This is a genomic window from Paenibacillus thiaminolyticus, assembly GCF_003591545.1.
In the GTDB taxonomy this organism is placed as follows: Bacteria; Bacillota; Bacilli; order Paenibacillales; family Paenibacillaceae; genus Paenibacillus_B; species Paenibacillus_B thiaminolyticus_A.
Genome location: NZ_QYZD01000003.1, coordinates 33,675 through 48,558, shown reverse-complemented (window position 1 = coordinate 48,558; position 14,884 = coordinate 33,675). Strand labels below are relative to the sequence as shown.

At 51.1% G+C, this 14,884-nt stretch carries 14 protein-coding genes and 1 pseudogene; 3 read left to right on the top strand and 12 right to left on the bottom strand.

Going from position 1 to position 14,884, the window contains the following annotated elements; all coding sequences use genetic code 11:
• Nucleotides 1–10 precede the first annotated feature (10 nt).
• The 5 genes from DQX05_RS05190 to DQX05_RS05170 all read right to left on the bottom strand — a co-directional run bounded on the left by DQX05_RS05190 (nt 11) and on the right by DQX05_RS05170 (nt 4,564).
• A complete protein-coding gene (locus tag DQX05_RS05190) occupies nt 11–520 on the bottom strand; it encodes a DUF4280 domain-containing protein (protein ID WP_119791525.1) in 510 nt (169 codons plus the stop codon).
• Between the two features lie 50 nt (nt 521–570).
• A complete protein-coding gene (locus DQX05_RS05185; RefSeq protein WP_119791523.1) occupies nt 571–1,161 on the bottom strand; it encodes a hypothetical protein in 591 nt (196 codons plus the stop codon).
• Between the two features lie 68 nt (nt 1,162–1,229).
• Complete coding sequence (locus tag DQX05_RS05180; RefSeq protein WP_119791521.1) at nt 1,230–2,375, bottom strand: pentapeptide repeat-containing protein; 1,146 nt, start codon at nt 2,373–2,375, stop codon at nt 1,230–1,232.
• A 39-nt stretch (nt 2,376–2,414) separates the two neighbouring features.
• Nucleotides 2,415–3,911, bottom strand: a complete 1,497-nt coding sequence (locus DQX05_RS05175; RefSeq protein WP_119791519.1) for a phage baseplate assembly protein V — start codon at nt 3,909–3,911, stop codon at nt 2,415–2,417.
• On the bottom strand, nt 3,908–4,564 hold the full coding sequence (locus DQX05_RS05170) for a hypothetical protein (RefSeq protein ID WP_119791517.1): 657 nt from the start codon (nt 4,562–4,564) through the stop codon (nt 3,908–3,910). Before DQX05_RS05170 ends, DQX05_RS05175 begins: the two co-directional genes overlap by 4 nt.
• A gap of 316 nt (nt 4,565–4,880) precedes the next feature.
• Between DQX05_RS05170 and DQX05_RS05165 the strand changes: the two genes are divergently transcribed.
• Nucleotides 4,881–5,444, top strand: a complete 564-nt coding sequence (locus DQX05_RS05165; RefSeq protein WP_119791515.1) for an SLOG family protein — start codon at nt 4,881–4,883, stop codon at nt 5,442–5,444.
• A 58-nt stretch (nt 5,445–5,502) separates the two neighbouring features.
• Here DQX05_RS05165 and mntR read toward each other — a convergent pair whose 3' ends face one another.
• From mntR to DQX05_RS05135, 5 genes are all read right to left on the bottom strand, one after another.
• Complete coding sequence (gene mntR, locus DQX05_RS05160) at nt 5,503–5,913, bottom strand: transcriptional regulator MntR (RefSeq protein WP_119791513.1); 411 nt, start codon at nt 5,911–5,913, stop codon at nt 5,503–5,505.
• A gap of 108 nt (nt 5,914–6,021) precedes the next feature.
• Nucleotides 6,022–7,005: a metal ABC transporter solute-binding protein, Zn/Mn family gene (locus DQX05_RS05155; RefSeq protein WP_119791512.1), complete on the bottom strand. Its 984-nt coding sequence runs from the start codon at nt 7,003–7,005 to the stop codon at nt 6,022–6,024.
• A 46-nt stretch (nt 7,006–7,051) separates the two neighbouring features.
• Complete coding sequence (locus DQX05_RS05150) at nt 7,052–7,912, bottom strand: metal ABC transporter permease (protein ID WP_119791510.1); 861 nt, start codon at nt 7,910–7,912, stop codon at nt 7,052–7,054.
• Nucleotides 7,912–8,655: a metal ABC transporter ATP-binding protein gene (locus DQX05_RS05145; protein ID WP_119791508.1), complete on the bottom strand. Its 744-nt coding sequence runs from the start codon at nt 8,653–8,655 to the stop codon at nt 7,912–7,914. The genes DQX05_RS05150 and DQX05_RS05145 overlap by 1 nt, the downstream gene beginning before the upstream one ends.
• A gap of 649 nt (nt 8,656–9,304) precedes the next feature.
• Nucleotides 9,305–9,553 carry a hypothetical protein gene (locus DQX05_RS05135; protein ID WP_119791504.1) on the bottom strand — a complete coding sequence of 83 codons (249 nt, stop codon included), beginning with the start codon at nt 9,551–9,553 and terminating at the stop codon, nt 9,305–9,307.
• A gap of 494 nt (nt 9,554–10,047) precedes the next feature.
• Here DQX05_RS05135 and DQX05_RS05130 point away from each other — a divergent pair, with 494 nt between their 5' ends.
• Entirely contained in the window at nt 10,048–10,746 is a 699-nt protein-coding gene (locus DQX05_RS05130) for a hypothetical protein (RefSeq protein WP_119791503.1), read from the top strand.
• A gap of 53 nt (nt 10,747–10,799) precedes the next feature.
• Here DQX05_RS05130 and DQX05_RS05125 read toward each other — a convergent pair.
• Nucleotides 10,800–11,006: pseudogene (locus tag DQX05_RS05125) on the bottom strand (molecular chaperone HtpG); the annotation flags it as partial.
• 72 nt (nt 11,007–11,078) lie between these two features.
• On the opposite strand from DQX05_RS05125, the gene putP reads away from it, so the two are divergent.
• A complete protein-coding gene (gene putP, locus DQX05_RS05120; RefSeq protein ID WP_119791501.1) occupies nt 11,079–12,575 on the top strand; it encodes a sodium/proline symporter PutP in 1,497 nt (498 codons plus the stop codon).
• Between the two features lie 186 nt (nt 12,576–12,761).
• On the opposite strand, the gene htpG is transcribed toward putP, so the two are convergent.
• Nucleotides 12,762–14,642 carry a molecular chaperone HtpG gene (htpG, locus tag DQX05_RS05115; RefSeq protein WP_119791499.1) on the bottom strand — a complete coding sequence of 627 codons (1,881 nt, stop codon included), beginning with the start codon at nt 14,640–14,642 and terminating at the stop codon, nt 12,762–12,764.
• Between the last annotated feature and the right edge of the window lie 242 nt (nt 14,643–14,884).

Sequence of the window (14,884 nt, the reverse complement as noted above, 5' to 3'; positions counted from 1 at the left end):
CCTCGAGGTTCTATTCCCTTTGCCCGTCGTGCACGATCGTGATGAGGCCCCCGTATGCGCAAGTAATCCATCCGTCGCTCAGCAGCGCGGGCGCACCCTCGACCAACACGTTCTCCTTGCCCGACTGCCAGAGCATCCCCGGCGTCACATTGGGTACGCACATCGCTACGCATACGGGCGCCGGGACCTCTTCCGGCGGTGGAGCCTCCTTCTTGATGAACAGGCTGGCGAACCACCCGGCCTCCTCCTGCTTCGGCATCGGCGGCAGCGCGTCGATGACGGCCTGCACCGCAGGATTCTGCGTGCTCTGATATAGTCCGAACGGCCGGATATTGACCATCGGCACCTGATCCTCCACATTCAATTGCGGCTGATCATGGATGTAATCCCCGTGGCTCGCCGGGATAATGAGCCGAGCGGGGCGCGTTCCCTGGCTGCAGGCGCAGAAGGCGCCGTGCACCACATATTTCGGCTCGGCTTGACCCTCGCCGCCTCCGCCGTCCGCAATCATTTCATGCATGTCTATTCCTCCTTACCTTTCCATCTATTGAACGTTCCGGTTATCAATCACTAGCACACCGATCCTTCTTTGAATGCGCCCGGTTGGAATGCATCCGCTTGGCATACGTCCGAATCTCCGCGATCATGCTCCACCTTCTCCAGCCGAATCCCCAGCAGCTCCCTTCGCAGGAGGCTCTCGGCCACATCGAGAGGGATAAAAACATGCTTCTCCAGCAAGCCTTGAACACGGAAAATGGCATGTCCGGCAGCCTTCGCCTGATCGATGACGATGCGTTTGACCGCGCCCGTCTTCTGGAACTCCGTCCGCTCCGACAAGCAGTCGACCCGCGGAAGCAGCAGGAGCCAATATACCTTCTGCATGCTGTGCTTCGGATCTGACAGGATGGCGCATTTGAACACCAGCTTCGGATCATGCAGCTCCAGCACTCTTTTGACCTCATCCGCCACCAGCACGACCGGCTTGCCGATATAATCGGGGTAGACGCTGTCGGCCTGGCCCTCGACGAATACGATGGTAATGTCCTGAATATCGTCCGCCTGATCCGGCGTCACCTCGATGATTTTATTCGTCGACTTCAAGCCGGCGAAGCGGAATTGTTGATCCGCGCTCTCATCCTGCGCAATGATGAAATAGTCCATATGACCTCCCGCTCCCTATCCATTGATCATTCCTGATCACTCGTATGCCCCCGCCTCATCACACGGCATCAGGCCCGGCACCCTTCCACAATCACGATGCCCGCGAGCTGCCGCTCGCTCAAATCGAGATGCCTCACATCCTCGGCCGCAAATACCGCGCCTTCCAGTCCCGCATCGGTGAAGCATGCCTGCCTTAAAGCCGCGCCCCGGAAATCCGCCCCCCGCAGATCGGCCCCGCGGAGGCTCGCATGCTCCAGATTGGCATCCTGGAAGCTCGTCTCCATGAAGGGCGGAATATGAAGCTCCTCCGGCGCCGGGAAGGACAGTCCTCCCTGAATATGCTCCAGGCTCGCGTTCCGCAGGTTCGCCTCCTTGAAGCTCGCCCCATGCACGATGCTGCGGTTCATATCGACTCCTTCCAGATTGGCCCCGCGGAAGTCCGAGCCGATGAACGCGCAACCCCAGATGGCATTGCCGGCCAGCGTGCTTGCGGACAGATTGGCGTAGCTGAAGTTGAGCAAGGAGAAATACATCCCGCTCAGATCCGTCCCGCTGAATACTTCATAGACATATTCGTTCCGCTGGCCCGCGGAGAGCATCTCCCGCAGCTCGCGGCTGTCCCTCTCCCGGACCTCATAGCGATAGACCAACTCGCTCCGGTCCTTGTACTCGCCGACCATGATGTACAGCTCGTCTTCCTTGTCGATGGCGGCGAACTCGTCACTGCGAACCGCCTCCCTTATCGCATGGCGGGCCAGCTTGACGAGGTAGGCCGTATACCAGACGGCCTCGCTTCGCATGACCGCCTCCACATCGGCCGGCAGCACCTTGCCGACGTACCTTTTACCCTGCTCCGCAATAGCGCGCCTGAACTCGTCCAGGCGGCCGAACGCCCAACCCGCGTCATATTCGGCGGAACAGTCCGCGGCATCCGCATACCACTGCCTGTCATACGCATCAATCCGGCAGCAGTGATCGCCGCTCAAGAGGCGGCTCCGCAGCGCCGAGTAATGAATGTATTTGATTTTTCCTTTGCGCTTCTCGTCCTGCATGTGCCGAATGTGACGGCATAGTTGCTTGAACGACGCGATGAATTCCGCCGCCAGCCTGTCTCGGTCCCTCATCACGATCTGATGCAGCGCATGCATTTGCTCCCACCGGTTCGTGGCAACGGCCGTATCCATCCAATGCCGCAGCGCCTCATCTCTTGTCACGTCGAATCTCCCTTTCTGCGCGGAGCGCCTTAGTGCACACTAGTTCGTAAGTACTTTGTTCCCCTTCAACTCCGCGTCTCCCCCGCTGTTGAGCACGATCTTGCCGCCTTTCTGGCTCTCGATCGCGATCTCTTCGCTTGCGGTCATCATCAGCGTCTTGTCCGCCCGGATGGTCACGTTCTCCTTCGAGGTCAGCGAGACCTCGTTCTGCCCGGCAATCGTAATCGAGCCGTCCTGGGCAAGCCGAATCGTCGCCTGGCCGTTACTCGCGGAAATCAACACATGACCGGGGGCCAGCGTGACCTCCATACCCGAAGAGTTGCGGAAATACCGGACATTCGGATCGCCCATCCGATCCTGCGAGCCCCCGCCCGCAGATCCGCCGCCGGATATTGCTCCTTGTCCAGCCTGAGGTCCGCCTCCTGCCGGCTCTCCCGCATACGAGTTGACCGAGCTGATGGCGAACGCCTCCTCCTCCCGCTCGCTCGGGAACGTCACCCGGACGCTATCGCCTGCCTCGGGCATGCAATACCAGCCGCTGCCGTCCGCGGAGGCATAGACGGTGGAATACGGGAACCAGCAGGCCTTGCCGGCATCCTGCTCCTTGTCGATATCAAGCCGCACCTTCACCTTGTCGCGGTTAATGGCCAGCACCGTGCCGCCTATCGATGCGCCGCGGATCGCGTCATTGTACGGCGATTGCCGGTTCAAGCCTTTGCGGGTCGTAACCGTGTAGGTGTGCGTGACGCTTCCCCGTTCCATCGTGGACACGGCCTTGCCGACATAGAGCCGCGCCCCTTGGAAATCAACGGCATCGCCCAGATGCAGCCATTGATCCGTCGTAAGCTCATAGAAAATAAAATCGCTCTCCATCGCATTCCTGCGGACATTTTTATGGTAGCTCATATAGTCAGCCAGCTTTTTCGTAATGACATAGTTGGAAGGAGACAGCTTCTTGACCGCCCCGGTATCCGGCAGACCAAAGCTGAATTTGATGTCCTTGAAGTTCTCGGCCGGCACGACCACCGTATCAAGACGGGAGGCCAATCTTTTCAGCAAGGCCCAGTCCGTTTCCTTGTACTGCACGACCAAGGCCCCGAGGGGGGGATTTTGTTCCGACGTATAGTTCACGTCGTAATTCGAGTAACCGCCGCCCAGATGGCGGACGAGCTGGTTGTAGGTCATCGTAGCATCCTGGAACGACCGGTTCTTCACGCGGATATCGAGCATGACCGTGCTTGTGAGCGCTTCCGCATAGACGGAATAGACATCCCGCGACTTCTCGATCCGCATCTCCGACAAAATACCGGAGAACAAAACCCGCTCCTCGCCCTGCTCCGTGATCTGCACGACTTGAACCGGCGTCTGCTCATTCATGGCGAACAGATCATTGTCCTTATGATCCTCCGGCATTCGGCCCGTGAACGTGAGCTTCCCATGCTCGTTCACCTCTTGCACGATAGACATGTCCAACAGCTGCATATGGGGAAAAGGGGCAATTCTCACATTTTGATAAGATAATTGCGCTACGCTCATCTACGCGCCACCTCCATCGAATCGATCATTTCCTGGGCAATGCAGGACCACAGCTTGCTGTCCTTCCCATTGCAATTGATGTTCCCGATAAGCCGCTTGCGCCCCGCATCCGCGAAAAACAAAAAGTTAAACACCTTCCCGTGCGCCACCGGGTTCAAAAATGCGCAGTAGTGAATCGGCCGTCCGTTCACCTCCTTCACGCCATCCTCCACCCATTCGGTATTCAGCTCCATGCTCTTCATATTGCGAATCATCTCGCTCTTCATCGCTGTCATATCGATGGGCTGCCCGGGATGATCCGTGTACTGCAAGAGGATATTGACGGCATGGGCTTCGTTCCGGTACACCTTCTGCTGCTCGGTATCAAGCGCGCAGACGAGGAACTCCCCGGGGAACAAGAAACGAATACCCGGTTGAAAAAAGCTTGCCGGCTGAAATTCGACGGAAGTGCCCGCGATGTCGATGCGGCCGCTCCGCATTCCTTCCCGGATCTCCCGCCGCCACTGCGCTTCCCGCTCCTCACGGGCCGCATGCCGTTCGGCTTGCGCCTCGCGATCCTCGTCCTCCTGGGCCTCCTGACTGCGGCTCTTCTGCTGCTCCAGCCTTTTCTTGGCCTGCTCCAGCTCAATAATCTTCTTATCCAGATGCGTCATCGCCTGACTCCTCCTTGAATCGTCGCCAGATTTTTATGCTCGTCCCGCCAACTTCCCATTCTTCGATAAACTTGAATAAATATCCATTGAAGGTTACTAATGATATCGGCACATTTGGCCAAGTTTTTCAGTTTTTGTATCTAATCAAGCGGCGGACAGGAACAAAAAAAGATGACTCCCGATTCACTCGGAAGCCATCTGCTGGCACGGGCGGCGGCGCATGCCGCCCTGCCTGGGGCACATTCATGCCGCCTCATGTATAATGGTGGATGAGAACGAACGATTGACAATGATTCCATACTTGGAGGCAGTTCATTTGAAAAACTTACTTGTTACCGGTTACCGCGCTCATGAGCTCGGCATTTATAATAACAAGCATCAAGGCATCCATTACATTCGCAAAGCGATCGCAGCCCGGCTGATCCCCCTGCTGGAGGAAGGGCTCGAATGGGTCATCACCCCAGGCCAATACGGGGTCGATCTGTGGGCTTGCGAAGCCGCGCTCGCGCTGAAGGCGCAATATCCGCATCTGAAATGCTCGATCATTACGGCCTACAGCCAGCAGGCGGACCAATGGAATGAAGAGAAAAAAGCATTCTTCGAGCAGCTTATACAGCAGGTCGATTATTACGGCGCAGTCAGCAACGGCCCTTACATCGGAAAATGGCAGTTCGTCGCCAGAGACGATCTGTTGTTCCGCAAGACCGACGGCATTCTTCTCGTCTACGATGAAGACGCCGGGGAAGCGAGCCCCCGCTTCGTCCAGGAGCGCGCGCTGCAGAAGCAGGCCCAGGACGGTTATATGTACCTGCGCATCGGGGCCGAAGAGATCCAGGCAATCGCGGAGGAAGAGCATCTCGACGCCTTCGGCGGATGCTGAAGCCTGGCTGCAAAGTGCGCACTGGCTTGAAAGCAGTCAGGCCGCCATCCAGACCAAGCTAGAGCGTCTGCCTTTTGTGGAACTCCCTCAGCACGATCGGCTCCTCGTCAAAGAAACGGACAAGCTCTTGAATCCGGGAAATCGTACTCCAGCTGAAATGATGCTCAATCTGCTCGACTTCCTGATGGATCTGTTCCTCCGGAACACCAATCTGCCGCAAAAACCTCTCCAGCAATTGATGCCGGTTGAACAATTGTTGCCCCACCTGGAACCCTTTATCGGTCAAGCAGATTCTCCCGTATTTCTCGTACTGTACATATCCCGATTTCCCCAGCTTCTGCGCCATTTTGGAAGCGGAGGAATCATGAATGGACAGCGCTTGCGCGATATCCGATACTCTTGTGAACCCTTTGGCTCTGGTCAATAGGTAGATCTGTTCGAGGTAATCCCCCATACCCGGGGTTCGCATGCCCTCCCCCCTTTTCTGAATCGCGATCAGGCTCGTTGCCTACCGGCAGTTCATGCTTCAAGCGCGCTCCTCTCGGGTGAGTAACGGAAACGCACTCGGTTCGTCCTGCTATGATTTGCTTAATTCGCTATGCATAAGTTCAAGATTATATTCCAAATATTTGATATACGTATCGACTTCTTCTCCCCGCTGCCCGATTTCATCAGAGTAGATCCGCTTCTCGGCGATGCGGACGCCTGTCTCGTTCGAGACGGTCTCCATTGGACGCGGGTCCACATTGGATTCAATAAAGAGGACCGGCACTTTATGATCCTTAATAAATTCAACCAGCGATTTAATCTGGGTTGGCGAGCCGTTCTCTTCCGTATCAATCTCCCAAATATACGCTTCCTTCAGTCCATAATGCGTCGTCATATATTGGAATGCGCGTTCGCTCGTAACGAGGATGCGGTTCTCTTCCGGGATGGAATTGATTTTTTCTTCATATTCCTTATCAATCTCTTTGAGCTTGGTGATATATTCGTCTGCCCGCTTCTCGTAATTCTCTTTGCGTGCAGGGTCCTTCTTCATGAGAGCATCCCGCATATCCTCCGCCATCTTGATGCCGACGGCAGGGTCGATGAATGCGTGCGGGTTAATCTCTTCCTCATGGCCGTCTTTACCACCGATATACATCGGTTCTACGCGTTCCGTCAGGTTGAACACATTCTCCTCTTTTTGGCCGACGGACTCGATCATTTTGAAGAACCAGCCGCTTTTGCCGCCCTCTAGATTCAAGCCATTATAGAAAAGGACATCCGCATCCGTCGCTTTTTTAATATCCTCCGGCAATGGTTCATACTCATGCGGATCCGTGCCCGTTGGCACCAGGTTGTGAACCTCGACATCTTCGCCGCCGATTTCCCGGGCGAAATCCTCAAGAATCGTGAAGGAAGTAACGACCTTAAGCGGTCCTTCCGCCCCTGACTCGGAAGCTGAATCCGAAGAGGCGGGGACATCCCCCGATTTGCCCGAATTCGCTTGCCCGCACGCGGCCAGCACTAGCAGGGCTGCCATCGCTGACAGCAGCATGAATTTTTGTAACATTTTCATTTTCCTGAACTCCTTTTTGTTATCATGATTTATCCTTATCCCGTTATTACTTCCCGACGGCCATTCTTCGCTTGTTCATCTTCAGCATGCGCCGAATCACTCCTTGCTTCGGAGAGAACAGGAACGCCAGCACAAAGATGGACGTCGTCGCCAAGGCAATAACCGGGCCGGAAGGCAGGTTGTAGAGAAAGCTGACATACAAGCCGATCATCGAAGACAAGGCGCCGAAGAACATCGCGAGTCCAATCATCGTGGACAATCTGTTCGTGAGCAAGTACGCGGTGGACGCCGGCGTAATCAGCATCGAGACAACCAGAATGACGCCAACCGTCTGCAGGGACGCTACCGTGACGAGTGTCAGCAGAATCATAATCGAATAGTGGATAAGGCGCGTCTTCAATCCGTAAGCCGCGGCCATCGTCTCATCGAAGCTCGAGACCAGCAGTTCTTTGTAGAAGAGCAGGACCGCCAGCAGCACGATGCCTCCGACGGCAACGGTCAGCCACATATCCGATGCCCGCACCGACAGAACATTCCCGAACAAAATTTGCGTCAAGTCGGTGGCGCTCTTGGCGCTCGTAATTAGAATGATGCCTAGAGCAAAGGCGGCGGAGAACACCAGCCCGATGGAAGAATCGCTCTTGACGCGGCTGTTCTGATTGATGACTCCGATCCCAACCGCCGTCAATATCCCCGAAACGACCGCCCCATAGAAGTAATTGATCCCCAGCATATAGGAGATGGCCACACCCGGCAGAACAGCGTGAGAGATTGCGTCCCCCATGAGCGCCATCCCGCGCAATACGATAAAGCAGCCGATAACGCCGCAAATAATACCCACAATAATCGAAGTGACAAAAGCTCGCTGCAAAAACTCATAGGCCATTAAATCTCGGATGAATTCCATCACATTCCAACCCCCAATTTCCCTATCATCGTAAACGGCGTCTGATAGGCTTCCTGCATCAATTCCGGGCGGAAGACGTGATCGACAGGCCCGCAGCCAATCAATTCCTTATTCATTAGGATCAGATTGTCGAAATAGCTCTCCACCTTGCTCAAATCGTGGTGGACGACGAACACCGTCTTCCCTTCATCCCGCAGCGTCTTCAAAATATCAATGATGACATTCTCGCTGGCGACATCAATCCCGACGAACGGCTCGTCAAGGAAGAAATACTCTGCCTTCTGGGCAAGCGCTCGCGCCAGGAACACCCGCTGCTGCTGGCCGCCGGACAGCTCGCCGATCTGATTGTTTTTGAATTTCTCCATGCCTACCTGGCGGAGACATTCGAGCGCCCATTCTTTATCTTGCTTTGTGGGCCGCCGGAATAGACCGAGGGTCGGAAACGTTCCTAGCAGCACCGTATCCTTCACGATAATGGGGAAGTCCCAATCGATATTAGAGCGTTGCGGCACATAGGCAATTTTTTGGCGCATCGAGGTGAGCGGTTCTCCCCCGAGCGTAATCTCGCCGCCGTCGCGGGGAATGAGATTAAGCATGGCCTTCATCAACGTCGACTTGCCCGCCCCATTCGGTCCGAGGATGCCGATAAGCTTGCCGGTCTGCATCGAGAAGCTGACATCCTTGATGACCTCTTTTCCGTAATACGATATGTGTAAATTATTAACATCTATAGATTGACGCATGTTTTCCCCTCCCCCATAAAATATGTTTTTATGCAAAAATGTTTACCCAGGGAAACTTATTTATTATCTTAGACCATCTCGTAGGAAAAGTAAAGACTGGTTATTGTTTTTTGGAGGGAAAGAGTTTTGTAAAAAAAGAGAAAAACCATTCGGCTGCAAGTGCAGCAGACATAGCAAAAGAACCCGGCACTGGAGTTCCAGCACCGGGTTCGTGTTCGAATAAGCCGCGTACTTATAATCGAATGTATCCGCGATTCCAAGGTCAGTAACCATAATCACATATTGCAGTCCATACACATTCCCAAAGTTCAAGTAAATCCTTTCCTTCTGAGACAGGGCGTTCGGGGTTATCCTCCCTTTTCATTTTAATCTTGGAATAAATCCGGAGTACTCGTTCCCTCTCTTCTGTATCATATATTCTAAAGCTTGAATCTCTAGAGGACTCCCCCATAATCGATTTACTAAGGAAGAGATATTCGATCTCTTCTTCGTTAACATTCTCTTTAACGAATTCATTAAATGAAATAACTTTGGCCGTATGATTTAGCTTGGGAATATACAGTGCACCAATGATGAACACAACGACAAGAAGAAGTGTGACTTTCCCGTTTTTTTCCGGATACTCAAAGTCACCCTCCCTTTCATTGGTTTATTGAGAAGCTTGCGATTTATGTTTTTTGAACATGATCAATTTAACCACCAAATATACGATAACAGCTACGACGAGCACGGTAAGTAGGGTATTCATTTTTACCAGTTGTCTCGTTAACTGGCCCAACTGCGCTTCTACTCTCCACAGTGATTCCCCGGTTCGATCCGCGACATCCCCAATACTGGAACGTATGCCATTAAAATATTGTGTCAGTTCCGAAAAATCCACTTTTTGCCTTCCCTCCATTCTGTCTCACCTCCTTAGAAATATTATAGCCTCTCGGTTAAAGTCTATTATTTCATCTCAAACAATGAGGGGCGAACTGCCTATCTTACCGAGAATGAGGTCATTCGTTTGTTTCCTGCCACAAGGCTCTTAGGGTATATCAGTTGAAGCTGAATCCTACATTCTCTCCCCATCTATACTATGCTCGAACATGATGTTATTTGCACCATAATCGACCTGAATTTCAGGCGTTTGAGGAAGATGGTACAAGACATTTTTACCATTATCAAGGATGACATGAATATTTGTTCTATCTATCTCAAAATGGTCCGATGGAGGAAATCATGAAGAGATCGCCGCAAGTGGAGATGTCCCACCACGTGCCGTGGTTAGATCTGTACCCCTTCGCGTCTTTCAAGAACGTTCTACAAATAACCCCCGGCTAGTTTACTCCCAACATTTCCTATGATATCATATTTTTGATATAAAATATTATTTATTAGGAGGTTGTTCCTGTGAAGAAACTAAGGTTTTTTTCCGTACTTTCCCTCGTTGTTTGTCTCTCTCTTCTGCTAAGTATCCCTATTACCTCAGCACAACCAAATTCTTCTGAACAAAAAATTAAGCTCAAGTTCACCTATGTGACAATCCCTAACAACAGCGAAGTATATACAGTGAGAAGTGAAGATACACTATCCGCAAAAGTTGAGGTATACGATAAAAACACAAATGATTTAATTACCACTCATGGAGAGGAAATAGAAAAAGACACAAGATTTTCTGTTCCTTCTCTCTTTTCCGGTTTTTCCTCCCAAGGCGATCACTACATAGTTACTAGGTACGAAGAACGGGAAGACGGACCCGCTGTAACAAGATTGACAGTAAAAATGAACGTATATAGCTCGGGTAGTTTCCGGCAAATAGACAAGATTGAAAGCGCTACGATGGCTGTAATTAGCAGTGGCGGTTTTACTTTAAAAGATAAAGATGTTGTAGCTATTCCATCCACAGGAGATTTTCCTGCCACTGCGATTCGAGCTCATGGAACCGGAACAATCACATATCAAAAAAACTATAATGAACAGGGAAGTGGAGGCTTCAGTGCCAGTGTATTCCAACTCGCTGGTTTTCAAGTAACATACAGCCAAGGTAATTCAGAAGAATATTATGCACGAAAACCAATAGATATTAGATTGAACTATAGCCTATACTAATGCAAGAAAACCCGATGCTGGCCTCTGCTAACATCGGGTTTTCTTATTGTTTGCTATACCATCACTTTACAAATATCATTCGTGAATTGCAACGGATCGGCAATCGGCATCCCTTCGATCAGCAAGGCCTGATTGTACAGCAGGTTCGTGTACAGGCCTAGTTTCTCGCAGTCGTTCGTGAGGGCGTCCTGCAACGACTGGAATACGTCATGGTTGATGTTGATTTCCAGCACCTTGTCCGCCTGAACATCCTGGCTGTTTCGAAAATTCAGGTCAATATGTTAATGAGATGGTTATACATTGAATAATAATCATTTTAAGGAGGTGGAAAAATGTTAGAAAATATCCCAAAAATGATTGCCATCGTGATATATATGGTGACTATGCTAGGTATAGGGTGGTATGCTTTCCGCAAAACGACAAACTTGACGGACTATATGTTAGGGGGACGTTCCTTAGGGCCTGCTGTAACTGCTTTAAGTGCTGGCGCTTCCGATATGAGCGGATGGCTGTTAATGGGGCTTCCGGGAGGGATTTACCTAACGGGACTGTCAAATACCTGGATTGCCATTGGCTTATCGGTTGGCGCCTATCTTAACTGGCTATTTGTTGCCCCACGTTTGCGCACATACACGGAAGTTTCCGGGAATTCCATTACCATTCCGTCGTTTTTGGAAAATCGATTTAAGGATAGCACCAAGCTTCTGCGGATCGTTTCCTCCATTGTTATCCTTATTTTCTTTACATTCTATATTTCCTCAGGTATGGTGGCAGGAGCCGTCTTTTTTGAAAACTCCTTCTCCCTTCCTTACCTAGCGGGGCTGCTCCTCGTTTCCGGAGTGGTTGTTGCCTATACATTGTTTGGGGGCTTTCTTGCTGTCAGTTGGACGGACTTTGTCCAAGGGCTTATCATGCTGCTTGCCCTTATCCTTGTACCGTTGTTAGCGATGAGCGAGACGGGTGGGTTTGCCAACACAGTTGATACAATCAGATCCATAGATCCGTCCCTCCTGGATTTATTTACCGGCATTACTGGGCTCGGTATTATCTCCGCAGTTGCCTGGGGACTTGGCTATGTTGGACAACCACATATTATCGTCCGCTTTATGGCTATCCGCTCTGTACAGGAGACCAAAACTGCGCGACGTATTGGTATGGGCTGGATGGTTGCCTCATTACTTGGCGCTTCATTAACAGCATTGGTTGGTCTTGCTTTTTTTACACAAACAGATTATACATTGTCTAATCCAGAAGCTGTCTTCATTCAACTTGGACAAATTTTATTCCATCCGTTTATTGCCGGACTTGTCCTTGCTGCTGTATTGGCTGCAATAATGAGCACGGTTTCTTCTCAGCTCATCGTAACCTCTAGTGCATTAACAGAAGATTTATATAAGCTGATTCTGCGTAAAAATGCCTCGGATAAAGAACTTGTGTTCTTTGGAAGAATGGCTGTTCTAACGATTTCAGTCATCGCCTGCCTGCTCGCGTTGGGCGGTGAAAATAAAACCATTTTAGGTCTCGTCGCATATGCCTGGGCCGGTTTTGGCGCTTCCTTTGGCCCCGTTATCGTGTTAAGCCTGTACTGGAGAAAAATGACCAATTGGGGTGCCATTGCCGGAATGTTAGCAGGTGCAACAACAGTGATTATTTGGAAGAACATTGACTTGCAAATTACTAAGGATATATACGAAATCATTCCCGGATTTATCGTCAACCTTATCGTCAGTATTGTCATAAGCCTGTTTACCTATCAACGGGACGAAGCTATCGAAAAAGAGTTTGATACCAGCTTGAAACTGTTACATACAAATGTAGAAGAAGCATGATCAATTGCGGGTAGGGGGAGATTCCCCCCACCTCTGTATTAACATCACCGTATGTGAAAACGATCCTAGATGGAGCAAGCCAGTCCCCGTTCGGGAAGTTCACCCTAAAGATGACGCCCATGCTGGGCGTACGTAAAAAACCCGACACCGGCTAACGCCAGCATCGGGTTCTCTCCTTGCCCTCAACTATACCATTACTTTGCAAATATCATTCGTGAATTGTACCGGATCGCCAATCGGCAGCCCTTCGATAAGCAAGGCCTGATTGTACAGCAGGTTCGTGTACAAGCCCAGCTTCTCGCGGTCGTTCGCCAACGCGTCCTGCAGTGACTGGAACACGTCATGGTTGACGTTGATTTCCAGCACCTTGTCCGCCTGAACATCCTGGCTGTTCGGCATCGCCTTCAAAATTTTCTCCATCTCGATGGACAGTTCGCCTTCGCTCGAGAGGCAGACTGGATGGGACTTCAACCGCTTCGATGCCTTCACGTTCTTGACCTTGTCCTTCAAAATCTCTTTCATCGCATCGAACAGCTCTTGATTGTCCTTATTCTCCGTGTCGGATTCCTTCTCGCTCTCGTCCCCGTCGATGCCGAGATCGCCACTGGAGACCGATTTGAATTCCTTCTCCTTGTAGCTCATGATCATCTTGATCGCGAACTCGTCGATATCATCGGTGAAGTACAAAATCTCATAGCCCTTGTCAGCCACCAGCTCCGTCTGCGGCAGCTTCTCGATCCGGTCGATCGAGTCACCGGACGCATAGTAGATATACTTCTGATCTTCCGGCATGCGGGAGATATACTCGTCCAGGCTGACGAGCTTTTTCTCCTTCGAGGAGTGGAACAGGAGCAGGTCCTGCAGCACTTCCTTGTTCATGCCGTAATCGCTGTAGACGCCGTATTTCATTTGACGGCCGAACGATTCATAGAATTGCTCGTACTTCTCCCGATCCTCCTTCATCAGGCGCTGCAGCTCGCTCTTGATCTTGCTCTTGATATTTTTGGCGATCAGGCTGAGCTGACGGTCATGCTGCAGCATCTCGCGGGAAATATTGAGCGACAGATCCTCGGAGTCGACCATCCCTTTGACGAAGCTGAAATAATCCGGCAGGAGATCGGCGCATTTGTCCATGATGAGGACGCCGTTGGAATACAGCTCCAGCCCTTTCTCGTATTCCTTCGTATAATAATCGAACGGCGTCTTCTCCGGAATGAAGAGAATCGCATTGTAGACGACAGCGCCGTCCGCTTTGATATGGACATGGGTGATCGGCTTGTCGAAGCCGTACCGCTTCTCGGCATAGAAGTTCTCGTAATCTTCCGCGGTAAGCTCGTTTTTATTTTTGCGCCAGATCGGAACCATGCTGTTGACGGTCTGCTCTTCCGTATATTCTTCGAATTCATTGTCGGCGTCTTCCTTCGGCCGATGGCCCTTCACATCCATCTTAATCGGATAGCGGATGAAGTCGGAATATTTTTTGATGATCGATTTCAGGCGGTAATCGTCCAGATACTCATCGTAGCTGTCATCCTCGGTATTTTCTTTGATTTTCAAAATAATATCCGTTCCTACCGAATCCTTCTCGCATGCCTCGATCGTATATCCGTCGGCGCCCTTCGACTCCCATTTGTACGCTTCTTCGCTGCCCAACGGCTTGCTGATGACGGTAACGACATCCGCCACCATGAATGAGGAATAGAAGCCGACCCCGAACTGCCCGATAATATTATGGCCGTCCTTAAGCTCATTCTCGTTCTTGAAGGCGAACGATCCGCTCTTGGCGATGACGCCCAGATTGTTCTCCAGTTCGTCCTTCGTCATACCGATCCCGGTGTCGGAGATGGTCAGCGTCCGGTTCTCCTTGTCCGGAGTGATTCGGATGTAGTAGCTGTCCTTGTCGAAGACGAGCTGATCGTCGGTCAGCGCTTTGTAGTAGATTTTATCGATCGCGTCGCTGGCGTTGGAGATCAATTCTCTTAAGAAGATTTCCTTCTGGGTGTAAATGGAGTTGATCATCATCTCGAGCAGTCGTTTCGACTCTGCTTTAAATTGTTTTTTCGCCATGATGGGTCTCCTTTCGATAATACTTCTTTTTTAGCACTCTAGACGAATGAGTGCTAACACTTCCTTTTATATATCATATACTAAATTTGGGTGTCAATATGTTCAAGCATAAGAGGAACAACTTCTCCTTCTATTTACTGCTTGCAACTTGTCGATGCACCTCTCATTTGCTTGCTTAGACGCATGGATGTATAGTAAAACACGAGGCAGGCCCATTCCCGAATCCCCAATAATCATCCCAA

What these genes read in the sequence shown, in the direction of transcription:
- DQX05_RS05135 (WP_119791504.1), bottom strand. Translation starts at nt 9,553, where the DNA reads ATGGAGGGAAGGCAAAAAGTGGATTTTTCGGAACTGACACAATATTTT.
- putP (WP_119791501.1), top strand. Translation starts at nt 11,079, where the DNA reads ATGTTAGAAAATATCCCAAAAATGATTGCCATCGTGATATATATGGTG.
- DQX05_RS05145 (WP_119791508.1), bottom strand. Translation starts at nt 8,655, where the DNA reads ATGCGTCAATCTATAGATGTTAATAATTTACACATATCGTATTACGGA.
- DQX05_RS05150 (WP_119791510.1), bottom strand. Translation starts at nt 7,912, where the DNA reads ATGGAATTCATCCGAGATTTAATGGCCTATGAGTTTTTGCAGCGAGCT.
- DQX05_RS05175 (WP_119791519.1), bottom strand. Translation starts at nt 3,911, where the DNA reads ATGAGCGTAGCGCAATTATCTTATCAAAATGTGAGAATTGCCCCTTTT.
- mntR (WP_119791513.1), bottom strand. Translation starts at nt 5,913, where the DNA reads ATGCGAACCCCGGGTATGGGGGATTACCTCGAACAGATCTACCTATTG.
- htpG (WP_119791499.1), bottom strand. Translation starts at nt 14,642, where the DNA reads ATGGCGAAAAAACAATTTAAAGCAGAGTCGAAACGACTGCTCGAGATG.
- DQX05_RS05185 (WP_119791523.1), bottom strand. Translation starts at nt 1,161, where the DNA reads ATGGACTATTTCATCATTGCGCAGGATGAGAGCGCGGATCAACAATTC.
- DQX05_RS05155 (WP_119791512.1), bottom strand. Translation starts at nt 7,005, where the DNA reads ATGAAAATGTTACAAAAATTCATGCTGCTGTCAGCGATGGCAGCCCTG.
- DQX05_RS05170 (WP_119791517.1), bottom strand. Translation starts at nt 4,564, where the DNA reads ATGACGCATCTGGATAAGAAGATTATTGAGCTGGAGCAGGCCAAGAAA.
- DQX05_RS05190 (WP_119791525.1), bottom strand. Translation starts at nt 520, where the DNA reads ATGCATGAAATGATTGCGGACGGCGGAGGCGGCGAGGGTCAAGCCGAG.